The 16,033-nt window shown below is 67.5% G+C and carries 14 protein-coding genes; 4 read left to right on the plus strand and 10 right to left on the minus strand.

Annotated elements, in window-relative coordinates:
* Positions 1 to 50: 50 nt before the first annotated feature.
* From IY716_RS11370 to IY716_RS11400, 7 genes are all read right to left on the minus strand, one after another.
* The gene (locus IY716_RS11370) at positions 51 to 587 is read right to left on the minus strand and encodes a gamma carbonic anhydrase family protein (RefSeq protein WP_218221813.1); all 537 of its coding nucleotides are present in this window, start codon (positions 585 to 587) and stop codon (positions 51 to 53) included.
* Positions 588 to 640: 53 nt separating this feature from the next.
* Entirely contained in the window at positions 641 to 1,555 is a 915-nt protein-coding gene (locus tag IY716_RS11375; RefSeq protein ID WP_218221814.1) for an NAD(P)-dependent oxidoreductase, read from the minus strand.
* 1 nt (position 1,556) lies between these two features.
* Positions 1,557 to 3,782: an NADP-dependent isocitrate dehydrogenase gene (locus tag IY716_RS11380; protein WP_218221815.1), complete on the minus strand. Its 2,226-nt coding sequence runs from the start codon at positions 3,780 to 3,782 to the stop codon at positions 1,557 to 1,559.
* A gap of 110 nt (positions 3,783 to 3,892) precedes the next feature.
* Positions 3,893 to 5,227, minus strand: a complete 1,335-nt coding sequence (gene mgtE, locus IY716_RS11385) for a magnesium transporter (RefSeq protein WP_218221816.1) — start codon at positions 5,225 to 5,227, stop codon at positions 3,893 to 3,895.
* 61 nt (positions 5,228 to 5,288) lie between these two features.
* A complete protein-coding gene (gene purH / locus IY716_RS11390; RefSeq protein WP_218221817.1) occupies positions 5,289 to 6,974 on the minus strand; it encodes a bifunctional phosphoribosylaminoimidazolecarboxamide formyltransferase/IMP cyclohydrolase in 1,686 nt (561 codons plus the stop codon).
* 59 nt (positions 6,975 to 7,033) lie between these two features.
* Entirely contained in the window at positions 7,034 to 7,714 is a 681-nt protein-coding gene (locus tag IY716_RS11395) for a response regulator transcription factor (protein ID WP_218221818.1), read from the minus strand.
* Positions 7,711 to 9,003, minus strand: coding sequence for a cell wall metabolism sensor histidine kinase WalK (locus tag IY716_RS11400; RefSeq protein WP_218222203.1), 1,293 nt, complete (start codon positions 9,001 to 9,003; stop codon positions 7,711 to 7,713). Before IY716_RS11400 ends, IY716_RS11395 begins: the two co-directional genes overlap by 4 nt.
* A gap of 178 nt (positions 9,004 to 9,181) precedes the next feature.
* On the opposite strand from IY716_RS11400, the gene phoU reads away from it, so the two are divergent.
* Positions 9,182 to 9,835 carry a phosphate signaling complex protein PhoU gene (gene phoU / locus IY716_RS11405; protein ID WP_218221819.1) on the plus strand — a complete coding sequence of 218 codons (654 nt, stop codon included), beginning with the start codon at positions 9,182 to 9,184 and terminating at the stop codon, positions 9,833 to 9,835.
* Between the two features lie 183 nt (positions 9,836 to 10,018).
* Here phoU and IY716_RS11410 read toward each other — a convergent pair whose 3' ends face one another.
* From IY716_RS11410 to IY716_RS11420, 3 genes are all read right to left on the minus strand, one after another.
* Positions 10,019 to 10,765, minus strand: a complete 747-nt coding sequence (locus tag IY716_RS11410; protein WP_218221820.1) for a phosphoglyceromutase — start codon at positions 10,763 to 10,765, stop codon at positions 10,019 to 10,021.
* 74 nt (positions 10,766 to 10,839) lie between these two features.
* Positions 10,840 to 11,148, minus strand: coding sequence for a DUF2516 family protein (locus IY716_RS11415; protein WP_218221821.1), 309 nt, complete (start codon positions 11,146 to 11,148; stop codon positions 10,840 to 10,842).
* Positions 11,149 to 11,157: 9 nt separating this feature from the next.
* Positions 11,158 to 12,486 carry an aminotransferase class I/II-fold pyridoxal phosphate-dependent enzyme gene (locus IY716_RS11420; protein ID WP_218221822.1) on the minus strand — a complete coding sequence of 443 codons (1,329 nt, stop codon included), beginning with the start codon at positions 12,484 to 12,486 and terminating at the stop codon, positions 11,158 to 11,160.
* Between the two features lie 81 nt (positions 12,487 to 12,567).
* Here IY716_RS11420 and tmk point away from each other — a divergent pair, with 81 nt between their 5' ends.
* The 3 genes from tmk to IY716_RS11435 all read left to right on the plus strand — a co-directional run bounded on the left by tmk (position 12,568) and on the right by IY716_RS11435 (position 15,945).
* Positions 12,568 to 13,206 (plus strand): dTMP kinase, encoded by a 639-nt coding sequence (gene tmk / locus IY716_RS11425; RefSeq protein ID WP_218221823.1) that lies wholly within the window; start codon positions 12,568 to 12,570, stop codon positions 13,204 to 13,206.
* Positions 13,203 to 14,360: a DNA polymerase III subunit delta' gene (locus IY716_RS11430; protein ID WP_218221824.1), complete on the plus strand. Its 1,158-nt coding sequence runs from the start codon at positions 13,203 to 13,205 to the stop codon at positions 14,358 to 14,360. The genes tmk and IY716_RS11430 overlap by 4 nt, the downstream gene beginning before the upstream one ends.
* A gap of 352 nt (positions 14,361 to 14,712) precedes the next feature.
* Positions 14,713 to 15,945, plus strand: coding sequence for an alpha/beta hydrolase (locus tag IY716_RS11435; RefSeq protein WP_369699727.1), 1,233 nt, complete (start codon positions 14,713 to 14,715; stop codon positions 15,943 to 15,945).
* Positions 15,946 to 16,033: the final 88 nt, after the last annotated feature.

A 16,033-nucleotide genomic window follows, 5' to 3' on the forward strand; every position in this document is an offset into this window, starting at 1 on the left:
GGTAAACGTCGAGTCTGGATGCGGGCTCTGCGCCCGGGTGGCTCTTCAGACTAGCCGCTCGTCCGTGCTGACGGCTGCGCTGAGAGGTGGGCATCCTTGTGTCCGAGGTAGACCTCGGCGTTCTCGCGCAGGGACTCGATCTCCTCAGCGGTGAGTTCGCGGCGGACCTTGGCCGGGACTCCGGCGACGAGGGAACGCGGCGGAATCTTCGTACCCTCCAGCACGACGGCCCCGGCCGCGATCAGGCTCTGCTCGCCGATCACGGCGCCGTTCATGATGGTGGCGCTCATGCCGATGAGCGAGCCGGCACCCACGCTGCATCCATGGACCACGGCCGAGTGTCCCACCGAGACGCCGGCACCGATCGTGCAGGGATGCCCGGGGTCCGCGTGCAGCACCGCGTTGTCCTGCAGGTTGGTGCGCTCCCCCACGGTGATCGCCGCGGAGTCCCCACGGACCGAGACGCCATAGAAGGCCGAGGAGTCGACCCCCATGCTGACTTCCCCGGTGATGGCCGCGGTGGGGGCGAGGAAGACGCCTTCGGCAATCTCGGGGGTGTGGCCTCGCACGGTGAGAACGTGTGCCATGTCCATGACTCCTTCGCTGTTGCGCGAGCCCAGCGGGGGCCGGGCCGGGGTTCTCAGTATCCCTGAGCGGGGTCCACCAGGCCCAGCATCGGCTCGCCCGCGCTGAACCGGCGGTGATTGGCCAGGACCCGTTCCCGCAGCAGCGGCACGACCATCTCGGTGGTGTCCGCGGTGTGCGGGGTGATCAGGCAGTTCTCCAGACCCCACAGCGGGTCGGAGTCCGGAAGCGGCTCCGGTTCGGTGACATCCAGCCCTGCTCCGCGCAAGGTGCCCTGCTTCAGCGCCGCGGCCAGTGCTGACTGGTCCAGCAGGCTTCCCCGGCCGACGTTGACCACGACGGCACCTTCCGCGAGCAGCGTGAGCCGTTCGGCGTTGAGCAGGTGTCGGGTCTCCGGGGTCGCGGCAGCGGCCAGCGCCACCACGTCGGCGCCCTCCAGCGCGTCATCGAGACCCTCGAAGGCGACGGTGGTGTCCGCGTGCACCACCGGATCCGGGGTGCGCCGCACCACGGTCACATGGGTGTCGAGAGCCTTGTACAGCCGCACGATCTCGGCGGCCACTCCCCCGCCACCAACGACGACGCAGCGCAGCCCGTTCAGCGAGATGCCGCCCTCGGTGCCCCAGCTGGTGGCCAGGGCCCGGGCCTTGAGCCCGCGCAGCGCCGCCAGAGTCAGCGCGAACGCGTGTTCCCCCACCGGCTTGGCGTACGAGCCCTTCGCGGAGGTCCAGGTCAGGTCCGGGAACTTTCCGAGGACCTCCGCGTAGAGCTCGATTCCGGCGCTGGGCAGCTGGACCCACTTCACCTGCGGGTTGGCCTCGAGGACCTGCGCCAGGTTCAACGTCTTGAACATCCCGGCGAGGATCAGCGCCTCGGGCTGCTCCTCCTCGCCGACCAGGACTGCGCCCTGTTCCTGGAGACCTGCGATGAGCTGCGGGTCGCCCTCGCCCATGATGTGGATCCGCGTCATATCAGCTCTTGAGCCCGTCGATGATGCTGTTCAGCGTCGCCGAGGGGCGCATCGCCGCGAAGGCCTTCGCCTCGTCGGGGCGGTAGTAGCCGCCCAGATCGACCGGGTCGCCCTGGGCGCCCTTGAGCTCATCGAGGATCTGCTCCTCCCCGTCGGTCAGTGCCTCGGCCACGGAGGAGAAGCGCTGCGCGAGCTCGGTGTCCTCGGTCTGCTTCGCGAGCTCCTGTGCCCAGTACATCGCCAGGTAGAAGTGCGAGCCGCGGTTGTCGATGCTTCCGGGCTTGCGTCCCGGGGAGCGGTCTTCCATCAGGAAGGTCGCGGTGGCGCGGTCCAGCGCGGAGGCGAGCACCTTCGCCTTGGGCGCATCGGCCTGCTCGGCGTACATCTCGAGCGAGGGCACCAGCGCGAAGAACTCACCCAGTGAGTCCCAGCGCAGGAAGTTCTGCTCGGTCAGCTGGTGCACGTGCTTCGGGGCGGACCCGCCGGCGCCGGTCTCGAAGAGCCCGCCGCCTGCCATCAGCGGCACGATGGAGAGCATCTTCGCGGAGGTGCCCAGCTCGAGGATCGGGAAGAGGTCGGTGAGGTAGTCGCGCAGCACGTTGCCGGTGACCGAGATGGTGTCCTCCCCGCGACGCAGCCGTTCCACGGTGTATTTGGTGGCGGCCACCGGGTCGAGGATCTTGATCTCCAGGCCCTCTGTGTCCAGCTCGGCGAGTGCGGCGTTGACCTTCTCGATCATGGTGCGATCGTGGGCGCGCTTCTCGTCGAGCCAGAAGACCGCCGGGGTGCCGAACTCGCGGGCGCGGGTGACGGCAAGCTTCACCCAGTCCTGGATCGGGGCGTCCTTGGTCTGGCAGGCGCGCCAGATGTCTCCCGCGGCGACCTCGTGCTCGAGGAGCACGTCGCCGGCAGCGTTGGTGACCTGGACGGTGCCTGCGGCCTCGATCTCGAAGGTCTTGTCGTGGGAGCCGTACTCCTCAGCCTTCTGCGCCATGAGCCCGATGTTGGGGACGGTGCCCATCGTCGTCGGGTCGAAGGCCCCGTTGGCCCGGCAGTCCTCGATCACTGCCTGGTAGACCCCGGCGTAGGAGGAGTCCGGGATGACCGCGAGCGTGTCATCGGTGTCTCCGGTGGGGCCCCAGAGCTGTCCGCCGTTGCGGATCATCGCGGGCATGGAGGCATCGACGATCACATCAGAAGGCACATGCAGGTTAGTGATGCCCTTGGCGTCATCCACCATGGACATGCGCGGCCCCTCGGCCAGGCCCTGCGTGATCTCAGCCTTGATGGCGTCGCCGGCATCGCCGAGCTTCTCCGCGCCGGAGAGGATCGAGGCCAGCCCGTCATTGGCAGAGAGTCCGGCGTCGTCGAGGGTCTTGCCGTGCTTGGAGAAGAGGCCTGGGAAGAATGCGCGGACGATGTGACCGAAGATGATCGGGTCGGAGACCTTCATCATGGTGGCCTTCAGGTGGGCGGAGAAGAGGACGTCCTCCTCCTTGGCCCGGGCCACCTGGGCGGCGAGGAACTCATCCAGTGCCGCGGCACGCATGACCGTCGCGTCGACCACCTCTCCGGCCTTGACCGGCAGGGAGTCTCTGAGCACGGTGACGGTGCCGTCGGCGGCGACATGCTTGATGCTCAGCGTGTCCTCGGCGTCGAGGACCACGGTCTGCTCGTTGTCGGCGAAGTCGCCCGAACCCATGGTCGCCACGTTCGTCTTGGAGTCTGAGCTCCAGTCGCCCATGTGATGCGGGTTGGAGCGCACGTAGTTCTTCACCGAGGCCGGGGCACGGCGGTCGGAGTTGCCCTCGCGCAGCACCGGGTTCACGGCGGAGCCCTTGACCTTGTCGTAGCGGGCGCGGACCTCCCGCTCCTCATCGGTGGAGGGGGCCTCGGGGTAGTCAGGAAGCGCGTATCCGGCAGACTGCAGCTCGGCCACGGCGGCCTTGAGCTGCGGCACCGAGGCGGAGATGTTGGGCAGCTTCACGATGTTCGCCTCGGGCGTCTTGGCCAGATCGCCGAGCTCGGCGAGGGCGTCGCTCTCGCGCTGCTCCTCACGGAGGTACTCCGGGAACTGCGAGATGATCCGGCCCGCCAGCGAGATGTCGCGGGTCTCGACTTCGACGCCGGCCGGTGCTGCGAAGCCCTCGACGATCGGCTTCAAGGAGAAGGTGGCCAGCATCGGTGCTTCGTCGGTATTTGTATAGATGATCTTTGCCGCAGGCATGGATCTCCCTCAGGTTCGGTTCAGTGTTGTCTCGTTGCTCACAAATCTACCTCAGATGCATTCTCCGCTCAGGGGCTGAGCCGCCCGAGGCGGTGGACGTGCTGGGCGCGCTAGATCCCGAGCACGACGCGGGCGATCATGAAGTACACGATCAGTCCGGTGGCATCCACGAAGGTGGAGATGAACGGGTTGGCGAAGACTGCAGGGTCGGCGCCGAGCTTCTTGCCCAGCAGCGGCATCAGTCCGCCGACGGAGGCCGCGAGCGTACAGATGGACAGCAGCGTCAGGCCGATCACCGTGCCGATGTCCCAGCCGTAGAACAGTCCGGCGACCAGGAAGCCCAGCACGCCCAGGGTGGCGCCGAGGGTGATCCCGACCCGCACCTCGCGCCAGAGCACCTTGAAGACGTCCCGGGTGCCGACGTCGCCCAGTGCGAGGGCGCGGGTCACCGTGGTGGCCGCCTGGTTGCCCGAGTTGCCACCGGTGCCGATGAGCAGCGGCACGAACAGGCTCAGCACCACCATTGATTCGATGGTGCCCTCGAAGACATCGAGCACCTGCACGGTCAGCGCCGCGCCCAGCGCCAGCACCAGCAGCCAGACCACACGGGAACGCATGATGGTCAGCACCGGGGTGGAGAGGTAGGGCCGGTGCAGCGGCTCGGCGCCGCCGTGGCGGGCCGCGTCCTCGGACTCGGCGCGCTCCAGGATGTCAAGCGCGTCATCCACGGTGAAGATCCCGACCACCCGGTGCTCGGAGTCGGTGACCGGGACCGCCAGGTGCTTGCGATCGGCGCACATGCGGGCCGCGTCCTCGGCGTCGTGATCCACGTCCACCGAGTCGGCCTCCTTCATCAGGTCCACCACGAGGGTCTCGCCCTCGGTGGTGACCAGGTCGCGCAGAGAGACGACGCCGCGGAGCAGCCGGGCGGGGTCGACCACAGGAAGGGTGTAGAGCGTCTCGGCATCCTCGCCAGCTCGGCTGACCTTCTCCATGGCCTGGGCGACCGTCCAGTGCTCGGGGATCGCGACGAACTCCGGGCTCATCTGCCGCCCGATCGTCCCCGAGGGGTAGCCGAGCACGATGTTGGTCAGGCTCCGCTCGCGCGGATCCAGGTGGCGCATCATCCTGCGCGCGATCGAAGCCGGCATCTCATCCATGAGCCGGACCCGATCATCGGGGTCCAGGGACTCGAAGAACAGCGCGACGTCCTGGTCCTTGAGGCCCTCGATGATCTCGTGCTGCAGCGACTGATCGAGCATGTCGAAGGCTTCCACGGCGACGCCCTTGGGCAGCAGCCGGAAGGTCACCGCGCGGTCCTTGACGCCGAGACGCTCCAGGAAGTCCACCGTGTCACCGACGTTGAAGTCATCCAGCGCACGCCGAAGCTCGGTGAGGCGTTCCTCGCGGATCAGGTCTTCCAGATCTTCAAGCTTTTCGTTCACTGGTCTCACCCCTTTCAAGGGTGCCGGACTGGCCTATGGGGGTGGATCTTCCGGGAGTCGCTCAGTGGAAGAAGTGCCGGGTCCCGGTGAGGTACATCGTCAGTCCCGCCTCGCGGGCCGCGGAGATGACTTCCTCGTCGCGCTGCGAGCCTCCGGGCTGCACGACTGCCCGCACACCCGCGGTGATCAGGCTCTGCAGGCCGTCGGCGAAGGGGAAGAACGCATCGGAGGCCGCGACGGCGCCGCGTGCCCGGTCCACGCCGTCGCCCGCCAGCGTATTGGCGCGCTGGACGGCGAGCCGGCAGGAGTCCAGCCGGTTGACCTGTCCCATACCGATGCCCACGGTGGCCTGGTCCCTGGCCAGCAGAATGGCGTTGGACTTGACCGAGCGGATGGCCCGCCAGGCGAACTGCAGATCGGCCAGCGTCTTCTCATCGGCGGCCTCCCCGGAGACCAGCTTCCAGGAGGAGGGGGCGTCGCCTTCGGCGTCCACGGCATCGGAGGCCTGCAGCAGCATGCCTCCGGAGATCTGCTTGTACTCGATCCGGTCACGGCTGTGCCCCGCCGGCAGGCGCAGCACCCGGATGTTCTTCTTGCGGGTCAGGATCTTCAGCGCCTCATCCTCGAAGGCCGGGGCCACGACGACCTCGGTGAAGATCTCCGCCACGTTGCTGGCCATCTCTGCGGTGACCGTGCGGTTGGCCGCGATGACCCCGCCGAAGGCGGAGAGCGGGTCGCAGGCGTGGGCGGCGAGGTGGGCCTGAGCCACGGTCTCCCCGACCGCCGCGCCGCAGGGGTTGGCGTGCTTGATGATCGCCACGGCCGGCTCGGAGAAATCGAAGGCGGTGCGCACGGCGGCGTCGGCGTCGACATAGTTGTTGTAGCTCATCGCCTTGCCGTGCAGCGTCTCCGCCTGTGCCAGACCGGGCCGGGCGCTCGAGTCGGCGTAGAGCGCCGCCGGCTGGTGGGAGTTCTCGCCGTAGCGCAGGGTGTCCAGGCGCTGCAGCGCGAGACCGGCGTAGGGCGGGAAGCTCGGCTTCTTCTCGTCGCTGGCCAGCGGAGAGGCGGGCACCGAGCTGGGGTCGAAGTCGTCGTCGAACTGCTGGGAGGTCCAGCGCGCCACGGCGGTGTCATAGGCCGCGGTGTGCGCGAAGGCCAAAGCCGCCAGCCGGCGTCGCGCGGTGAGGCTGAAGCCGCCGGTCGAGGCTGCGGCGACGACGTCGTGATAGCGCAGCGGATCCACGACGATCGCCACCGAGGCGTGGTTCTTGGCGGCCGCGCGGACCATCGACGGGCCGCCGATGTCGATCTGCTCCACGACCTGGTCCTCGGTAGCACCCGAGGCGACGGTCGCGGCGAACGGGTAGAGATTGACCACCACGAGGTCGAAGGGCTCGATCTCGAGCTCCTCGAGCTGGGCGCGGTGGTCCTCGCGGCGACGGTCGGCCAGAATCCCGGCGTGGACCCGCGGGTGCAGGGTCTTGACCCGGCCGTCCAGGCATTCGGCGAAGCCGGTGACCTCGGAGACCTCGGTGACCGGGACCCCGGACGCGGCGATGCGCTTGGCAGTGGAACCGGTGGAGACGATCTCGACGCCTGCGGCGTTCAGGCCCGCGGCGAGGTCCTCGAGGCCGGTCTTGTCATAGACGGAGATCAGCGCGCGCCGGATGGGCTGTCGGTCCTCGGAGGTGCTGCCTTGAGCAGGTGCGGTGGTGTTCTGCGCGGCGGAATCACTGACAGTGCTCATGCACGCTCCTCTGAAGGGGGTCGACGCTGAAGGGGCCTGGACCAGTCTACCGACCCCGATCAGGACTCAAACTTATAACCCAGCCCGCGCACGGTGATGAGGAACTCAGGCCGGGAAGGGTCGGGCTCGATCTTCGCGCGGAGGCGTTTGACGTGCACGTCGAGGGTCTTGGTGTCACCGACGTAGTCGGATCCCCAGACCCGGTCGATGAGCTGGCCGCGGGTGAGCACCCGACCGGCATTGCGCAGCAGCATCTCGAGGAGCTCGAACTCCTTCAGGGGCAGGCTCAGCGACACACCCTGGACCTCCACGGTGTGGCGCTCGATGTCCATGCTGACCGGCCCGGCGGTGACCATGGAACCGTCATCGACCTCCGTCTCCACCCGTCGGCGCAGCACGGCGCGGACCCGGGCGAGCAGCTCCCGCGAGGAGTAGGGCTTGGTGACGTAGTCGTCGGCGCCGAGCTCCAGGCCCACCACCTTGTCGATCTCGGAGTCCTTGGCGGTGAGCATGATGACCGGAACATTGGACTTCAGCCGGATCTGCCGGCACACCTCGGTCCCGGACTGGCCGGGAAGCATGAGGTCCAGCAGCACGAGGTCTGCGCCCTCACGTTCGAAGATGTCGACGGCGTCGATCCCGTCCTCCGCGACGACGACGTCGTAGCCCTCCTTCTCGAGGGTGTAGGACAGCGCCTCGGAGAACGAGGGCTCATCTTCGACGAGCAGAATTCTGGTCACGCGTTTCCTCCTTCGCCGGCCCGGGTGGGAGCCGGATTCTCTGCACTGTGACGCGATGCAGGACGGGTTGCTGCGGGGTGTCCGCCTGATTTCTCAGCTGGATCTTCAAGGGGTTCTTCGGCAGCGTCACCCAGCTGGCCCAGGCCGCGGCCCAGGCCTTCGAGGGTGTCGAGGCTCTCGTCCAGCTCGGGCAGGCGCACGGTGAAGGTGGAGCCCTTTCCCTGCTGGGACCACAGGGCGACTTCGCCGCCGTGGTTGGTGACGACATGTTTGACGATGCTCAGGCCCAGGCCGGTGCCACCGGTCTGGCGGGAGCGGGCGGCGTCGACCCGGTAGAAGCGCTCGAAGATCCGCTCCTGGTCCTCCTTGGCGATGCCGATCCCCTGATCGGTGACGGTCACCTGAGCGATCCCGTCGCGGCTGGAGAGCCCGATGCCGACCCGGGTGGACTCCGGGGAGTAGCGCACGGCGTTGTCGATCAGGTTTCTGAAGGCCATGGCCAGCTGATCGGCGTCCCCGTGCACGCGGTGCGGCAGCGCGCCCCCGATCTTGAGCTCGATGTTCTTGGATTCGGCGGGCAGCCGGGAGCGGTCCGCGGCGTCGGCGATGACATCTTCGAGATCCACCGGGCGTCCGGCGTGGACCACGTTCTTTCCCTGCACGCGGGAGAGCTCGATGATGTCCTGGACCAGCGCGGCCAGCCGCCGGGACTCCTTGTGCAGGCGTTGCGTGAATCGGCGGACGGCGACGTCGTCGTCGGCCGCGTCCTCGATCGTCTCGGCCAGCAGCGAGATCGCTCCGACCGGGGTCTTCAGCTCATGGGAGACGTTGGCGACGAAGTCATTGCGCACGGCCTCGATGCGGGAGAACTCGGTGCGGTCATCGGCGAGGACCAGGATGTATTCATCACCCAGCGGAGCCACCCGCAGGTGCACCACCAGCGAGGTCTCCCCCTGCAGCCCGCGCGCCAGCTCATGCTCCTGATCGATGATCACGCCGTCGCCGCGGACGCGAGCGGTCAGCTTCAGCAGCTGCTGGTGGACCACCGTGTGCCCACGGACCAGGCCGAAGGCATAGGCGGCCGGGTTCGCGCGCACCACGCCGTCGACCGTGTCCACCACGATATAAGCCAGACCCAGCGAGGCGAGCACCTCGGTGGCGCCGGCGGGCATGGAGGGTTCATCCACGTCGATGCCCGAGGCACGCTGTTTCTCGCTGACGCGGAAGGCGTACATGCCGACCACGCCGAGGGCCAGGCCGACGACGCCGGCGAGTGCGGCGATGAGCAGGGGATCCACGCCCTACAGCTTAGGCCCGCCCCACCGCGCATCCCGCCATTTGCCGGAACCGGCCCTCAGGGTTCAACCAGCGTTCACCTTCGCGTCGACTGTTCACTTTGGTCGCGTCATCTGTCCCAGCGAGGATTCAATGTCGGGATACTCCACGGCGCGAAAGGAATGCAAACACGTGCGAAAGCTCTTTCAGGCGGACCTCATCAACCTTGGTGAGCAGCTGATTCAGATCACCACCCTGGTCCATGCGGCAATGGAGAAGGCGTACACCGCCTTCGACACCACCGATCTGCAGCTGGCAGAGGAAGTCATCGCCGACGACGCGCAGATCGACCGGCTCCAGGTGGAGCTCGACGAGAAGGCCATCGAGCTGCTGGCGCTGCAGGGGCCCGTGGCCTCTGACCTGCGGATGATCGTCGGCGCCCTGCGCATGAGCACCTCGCTTGAGCGGATGGGCGATCTTGCGCGGCACATCGCTCAGCTGGCGCGCATGCGCTACCCGGACCGGGTCGCCCCGGATGCGCTGCACCCCGTCTTCGACAAGATGGCGAAGCTCTCCACGGAGATCTCCTCCCGGCTGATCACGCTGCTGGAGACCCGCGAACTGCACCTGGTGGCGGAGATCCATGCGCTCAACGAGCAGCTCAACGATCTGCATGCCTCGGTGTTCACCATCGTCGCCGCCGAGGACTGGCAACAGAGCGCGGCGACCAGCGTGGACTCCTCCCTGGTCAGCCGCTTCTTCGAGCGCTACGGCGATCACGGGGTCTCCGTGGCGAACAAGGTCGACTACCTGGTGACCGGCGCCTGGGATTCGCGCGAGCACTGACCCTCTCGGTCCACGCGCACCCCTCCTCCTCATCTATTGGGCAGAAAATGTCGCTCTGGGCACTGTCCACCGCGCCTATTCCGACGATTCTCGCCCAATAGATGCACGAGGCGCCCGCCCGCGGGATGCAAGAAGCCCCCTCAGCCGTCATGTGATGGCTGAGGGGGCTTCGTGGTGTGAAAGCTACTTCTTGCCCTGGTTCGCGACCGCGTGGATCGCGTCCTTGGCGGCCTCCGGGTCCAGGTAGGTGCCGCCCGGGTTCAGCGGCTTCAGATCCTCATCCAACTGGTAGTGCAGCGGGATGCCGGTGGGGATGTTCAGTCCGGCGATGTCCTCGTCGGAGATGCCGTCGAGGTACTTCACCATGGCACGCAGCGAGTTGCCGTGCGCTGCCAGCAGCACCGTCTTGTTCTCGCGGAGGTCCGGAACCACCGAGGACTCCCAATAGGGCAGCATCCGGTCCACGACGTCCTTGAGGCATTCGGTGCGCGGCGCGGCGTCGCCCAGATCGGCGTAGCGCGGATCCCCCACCTGGGAGAACTCGTCATCGGCAGCGATCTCCGGCGGCGGAGTGTCATAGGAGCGGCGCCAGGTCATGAACTGATCCTCGCCGTACTGCTCCAGCGTCTCGGCCTTGTTCTTGCCCTGCAGCGCGCCGTAGTGGCGCTCGTTCAGACGCCAGTCCCGCTTGACCGGGATCCAGAGCCGATCGGCGGCCTCCAGCGCGAGGTGTGAGGTGGTGATCGCGCGCTGCAGCAGCGAGGTGTGCACCACGTCCGGGAGCAGCTTGTGCTCCGCGAGCAGCTCACCGCCGCGCGCGGCCTCTTCACGTCCGAGGTCGGTCAGCTGGACATCCACCCATCCGGTGAAGAGGTTCTTCTCGTTCCAGTCGCTCTGCCCGTGGCGGAGCAGGATCAGGTCATAGGCCATAGGAGTATGTCTCCCTTTCGAAGTCGGGGTGGCGATGGTCGGGGGCGGCCCGCGCGGAGCGCTCGAGCCTCAGCTCACTCGGAGACGGCGGGGTTGACGTCGGTCAGGTAGACCATCGCCATGCACGCGGCGGCCACCGGGAAGATCAGCCCGAAGGGGGTGCTGCCGAGGGCGCCGAGCAGTGCCAGGACGACGGCGCCGCCCGTCATCCCCAGCCAGAAGCCTTTGGTGCGCTTGAACGCGATGTCGAAGCGCTGCGCGTTCTTGGGCACACATTTGATGAACGCAACCACGGCCACGATCAGGCATGCGAAGGCGAACGCGAACTGGATCCAGAACTCGGCGCGGAGGACGAACAGCCAGATGCTGGAGAAGGTATCCATGCCTCGATGCTATCGGATGGGGTCCGCATCTGACGGGTCTGCGACCGCGGCAGTCCGCAGCGCGTTGAGCAGGTCGGCGAAAAGATCTTCGACGTCTTCGATGCCCACCGAGAGCCGGATGAGTCCATCGGGCACCGAGGCAGGTTCCCCAGGATGACGACGACGACGCTCCGCGAGCGACTCCACGCCGCCAAGACTCGTGGCGGGGGTCCAGAGCTCGAGGGCGCTGAGCACGGCGTCGGCGACCTCGGCCTCGGTCCGGGCCCCTGCGCTGCCGGGCTGCCCAGAAGAGCCAGAAGTGCCCGCGGCACCGGGCTGATCGGCCTCAACCTCGATCGTCAGAATGGCGCCGAATCCTCCGAGCTGCGCCGCGGCACGCTCATGCTGCGGGTGGGCGGCAAGACCCGGGTAGTTGACCTTGCGCAGCGGAAGCCCGGCCTCGCGGCTGAGCTCGTCCAGGCGTCGAGCCAGCACCCCCGCGTTGGATTCGGAGGCGTCGAGGCGCACCGCGAGGGTGCGCACGCCGCGCAGCGCCAGGTAGACCTCCATCGGTCCGGGGATGGCTCCGTGCAGGGTGCGGTGCGTGTGCAGCCGCTGGTGAATCTCTGGGTCCCCGGTGATCGCGGCCCCCATGATGAGGTCGGAGTGTCCGGAGAGGAACTTGGTCACCGAGTGCACCACCACGTCGGCGCCGTGCTTGAGCGGGCGCTGGCGCAGCGGAGTGGCGAACGTGTTGTCCACGGCGGTGAGCACCCCGCGCTTCCTGGCGGCGGCGAGCAGCGCCGGGAGGTCGGCGACCTCAAGCATCGGGTTGGTCGGGGATTCGATCCAGAGCATCACCTGCGCGTCCTGAGCGCTGGCCAGCGTGGAGACGTCATGCAGAGTGGTGGTGACCTGTTCGGTATCGGCGATGTCCACCCGGTGCAGGGTGAGCAGCCCCTGGTCTGCCATCTGCTGGGCGAGCGCGGAGAAGCCCATGTAGCTGTGCCGCGGCATCACCAGGTGACTGCCGGGGGCGAGCAGATGCACGACCGCAGAGATGGCGGCCATCCCCGAGGAGAACAGCAGCCCCGGCAGCACCTGGGCGGGGTGTTCCTCCGCGGTGGTGACGAAGCCCTGCGCGCGGTAGCTGGACCGGGTTCCGGCTTCGAGCTGCGCGAGGAGCTCCTCCAGCGGCTCCCAGGAGGGCATGCCCTCCCGGGCATAGTCCATCGCCGCGGGCACGCCTGGCCGGTAGGAGTACGTGGAGGTGAAGTCCACGGGCATGTTGACAGGCTGGTTGGGGGCGTGGGCGCCACGGCCCGCGCTGACCACGAAGGTGCGTTCGCGCTGGTTCACACGGCTACGCTACCCCAGCGCAGTTCTCCGCCACGGTGTTCTGCGCGGTCGGGTGTCTGTGCCGCTAGGTAGGCTGGGAGGGTGAACCAGATCAGACGCGGTGGATTCATCGCCTTCGAAGGCGGCGACGGCGCCGGAAAGACCACCCAGCTCGCTCTCCTGGAGTCCTGGTTCCACGAACGCTCCCTCCCCTATGAGCGGACCCGCGAACCCGGAGGCACTCCCATCGGGGAGCGCATCCGTTCACTGGTGCTCGAACACGGCCAGGGCGAGGTGGATCCCCGCACGGAAGCACTGCTCTTCGCCGCCTCCCGGGCGGCTCATGTGGTCCAGCGCATCGAGCCCGCCCTCGAGGCTGGCCGATTCGTGCTGTGTGACCGCTATGTGGACTCCTCCGTGGCGTATCAGGGTGTGGGACGCCAGCTCGGCACAGAGGCGGTGGCTGAGGTGAACGCCTTCGCGACTGGAGGCCTGCAGCCCGATCTGACCGTGGTGCTGGACATCGAGCCTGCCGCGGCCCGCGCGCGGCGTGAGGGCAGAGACGGGGATTCGGATCGCATCGAATCTGCTGAGGACGAGTTCCACGAGCGTCTGCGCGCCGCATTCCTTGCCCGCGCTGAGGCGGACCCGCAGAGGTATCTGGTGCTGCAGGCAGCAGACTCTCCGGAGAGTCTGCAGACCCGGATCCGCGACCGAGTCGAGGAGCTGCTCAGCCCATGAGTGTCTACACCGAACTGGTCGGGCAGGACGCCGTCGTCGAACAGCTCCGCCAGGCTGCCGGCTCCGGAACCCCCTCCCATGCCTGGCTGTTCACCGGCCCTCCCGGATCCGGGAGGTCCAACGCCGCGCGCGCCTTCGCCGCGGCGCTGAACTGTGACCAGGAAGAGCCCGCCGCCCGGGGCTGTGGAGAGTGCCGGTCCTGTCGCCTCGTCGCCGCGCAGAGTCACCCGTCCGTGAAGCTGGTCTCCACCGAGAACGTCACCTACAAGATCGAAGATGTCCGCCAGCTCGTCACCACCGCACAGGAGAAGCCCCAAGGGGCGAGATGGCGGGTGATCGTGGTGGAGGATGCCGATCGCATGACCGAGCGCGCCACGAATGTGCTGCTCAAGGCCATCGAGGAGCCTCCCCCGCACACCGTCTGGGTGCTCTGCGCCCCGAGCCCTGCCGATGTGCTGGTGACCATCCGCTCGCGCTGCCGGCTGGTGAGCCTGCGCATCCCGCCCACCGAGGCTGTGGCGCAGCTGCTGACGACCCGCGACGGCCTGAACGAGCAGCAGGCGCAGTTCGCCGCTCGCGTCTCGCAGAACCACATCGGTGTGGCGCGCCGCCTTGCCCGAGATCCCGAGGCGCGCAGCCGACGCGAGCAGGTCGCCACGCTGCCGCTGCGGCTGACCTCCTCCTCCGCCGCGATCAAGGCCGCCGGAAGCCTGGTGGAGATGACCCAGGCCGACGCAGCGAGCACCGCGGAGGCCCGACTCAGCGCGGAGCAGGCCTCGCTGCGCCGATCACTGGGGTTGGAGCCGGAGGAGAAGATCCCGCCCAAGCTGCGCAGCCAGTTCAAGAAGCTCGAGGAGGAGAACACGCGGCGGGCCAAGCGCGCCGTCGCCGACTCTCTGGACCGCGCGCTGATCGACCTGACCGCTGTCTTCCGCGACGTGCTGAGTCTGAAGCTGGGCACGGGCGCGGAGCTGATCAATGAGCATCTTCGCGAGGAGCTGACCCGCTACGCGGAGTCTCTCAGTGCGGAGCGGACGCTCGCGGGACTGGATGCGATCAACGCGGCCAGAACCCGCATCACGCAGAATGTTCCACCACTTCTGGCCATGGAGGCCCTCATGATGCAGTTCCTTCCCGGGAGGCCCCGTGCCTGAGCACTCTCTCCGCCCACACACGCTGCGTCTGGTGAGCCTCGCCGCGGTCTCCGCGCTGCTGTTCTCCGGGTGTGCTGACCCCTCCGGTGAGGCAGATTCCTCCGACGACGGCGCGGCGGCCCAGTCCTCGGCTGAACCGATGGCCGCCACCTCGGTACCCACGGATGCGCTGCCCGGCGAGGCGGAGGACTACACCGAGTACTACGAGCAGGAGCTGGAGTGGACCTCCTGCGAGAACACGATGATGTGCGCCGAGGTCACGGTGCCCCTGGACTATGCGGAACCCGAGGCCGGTGAGGATCTCGAGATCAGCATCATCAGCTCCGAGACCGGCGGCGATGAGGAGTATCTGCTGACCAACCCGGGCGGCCCCGGGTCCTCCGGCTACGACACCGTGGCGCAGACGCTGACCTCAGCGTTCAGCGAGGAGCTCATCGAGGCATACAACATCGTCGGGTTCGATCCGCGCGGTGTGCATCGCTCCTCCCCCGTGACCTGCCTGGACGACGCGGAGATGGACGCCTACCGCCAGGAGGTCTCCGATGAGCAGCTGGAGACCGAGGCTGCCTATACCGAGGCCCGCGAATCCGCTGCGGAGCTGGCCGCCCAGTGCGAGGCTGAGAGCGGCGAGCTCCTGGGGCATGTGGACACTCTCTCCGCCGCGCGGGACATGGACGTGATCCGTGCCGCGCTGGACCAGGAGGAACTGGATTACCTCGGCTTCTCCTATGGCACGAAGCTCGGCCTGACCTACGCCGAGCAGTATGGGCAGCGTGTGGGACGGTTCGTGCTCGACGGCATGTTCGACGTCTCCATCAGCGCTCATGAGCTGAACAAGCAGCAGGCCCTCGGGTTCGAAGATGCGTTGGAGAACTACGCCCAGTGGTGCACCGAGCAGGAGAACTGCGCCGCTGGGGACACCCCGGAGGAGGTGGTTCAGAGCACGCAGGACCTCTTCGCCGAAGTCGACGAGACTCCGGTGCAGGGCGCCGACGGACGCACGATCAACGTCTCCACCCTGGTGAGCGGCTTCATCACCCCGATGTACAACAGACAGAGCTGGCCGGTGCTCTCCGAGGCGCTCACTCTGGCCCTGGAGCAGGACGACTTCTCCGCGTTCCAGTACTTCGCCGATCTTCAGGCTGGACGAGAAGCCGATGGAAGCTACGACTGGATCAACACCTTCGCCTTCACCGCCGTGATGTGCCTGGACTACCCCATGCCTGGGGACTCCGAGCAGATCGAAGCCGAGTTCGAAGAGGTCTCTGAGGAGGCACCCACCTTCGGCCCGTATCTGGGTCACCGCGGCGTGGTCTGCCAAGAGTGGCCCGCGGAGAACGTGGCAGAGCCCTGGGAGCCGAGCCTGAGCGAGACCGAGGAGGTTCTGTTCATCGGCACCACCGGTGACCCCGCCACTCCGGTGGAATGGGCGGAGCACATGCATGAGATGGTGCCGCAGTCCTCCCTCATAGTTCGCGAGGGTGAAGGCCATCTGGGCTACCGCGCGGGGAACAGCTGCGTGGACGAGGCCGTCGACAGCTACCTGCTCGACGGCGAGCTTCAAGAGGGCCGATCCCAGTGCTGAACCGGACTGAAAAGTCTTTCTACCGCTTGTAGAAAACCGAGCGTAGACTCGAATCACCGGTGACGCAGATGTCGCCCACAGTGTCTGA

Source organism: Nesterenkonia sp. Act20, assembly GCF_019173455.1.
Classification (GTDB): Bacteria; Actinomycetota; Actinomycetes; order Actinomycetales; family Micrococcaceae; genus Nesterenkonia.

What these genes read in the sequence shown, in the direction of transcription:
- purH (WP_218221817.1), bottom strand. Translation starts at nt 6,974, where the DNA reads ATGAGCACTGTCAGTGATTCCGCCGCGCAGAACACCACCGCACCTGCT.
- IY716_RS11415 (WP_218221821.1), bottom strand. Translation starts at nt 11,148, where the DNA reads ATGGATACCTTCTCCAGCATCTGGCTGTTCGTCCTCCGCGCCGAGTTC.
- IY716_RS11430 (WP_218221824.1), top strand. Translation starts at nt 13,203, where the DNA reads ATGAGTGTCTACACCGAACTGGTCGGGCAGGACGCCGTCGTCGAACAG.
- IY716_RS11410 (WP_218221820.1), bottom strand. Translation starts at nt 10,765, where the DNA reads ATGGCCTATGACCTGATCCTGCTCCGCCACGGGCAGAGCGACTGGAAC.
- IY716_RS11375 (WP_218221814.1), bottom strand. Translation starts at nt 1,555, where the DNA reads ATGACGCGGATCCACATCATGGGCGAGGGCGACCCGCAGCTCATCGCA.
- IY716_RS11380 (WP_218221815.1), bottom strand. Translation starts at nt 3,782, where the DNA reads ATGCCTGCGGCAAAGATCATCTATACAAATACCGACGAAGCACCGATG.
- IY716_RS11370 (WP_218221813.1), bottom strand. Translation starts at nt 587, where the DNA reads ATGGCACACGTTCTCACCGTGCGAGGCCACACCCCCGAGATTGCCGAA.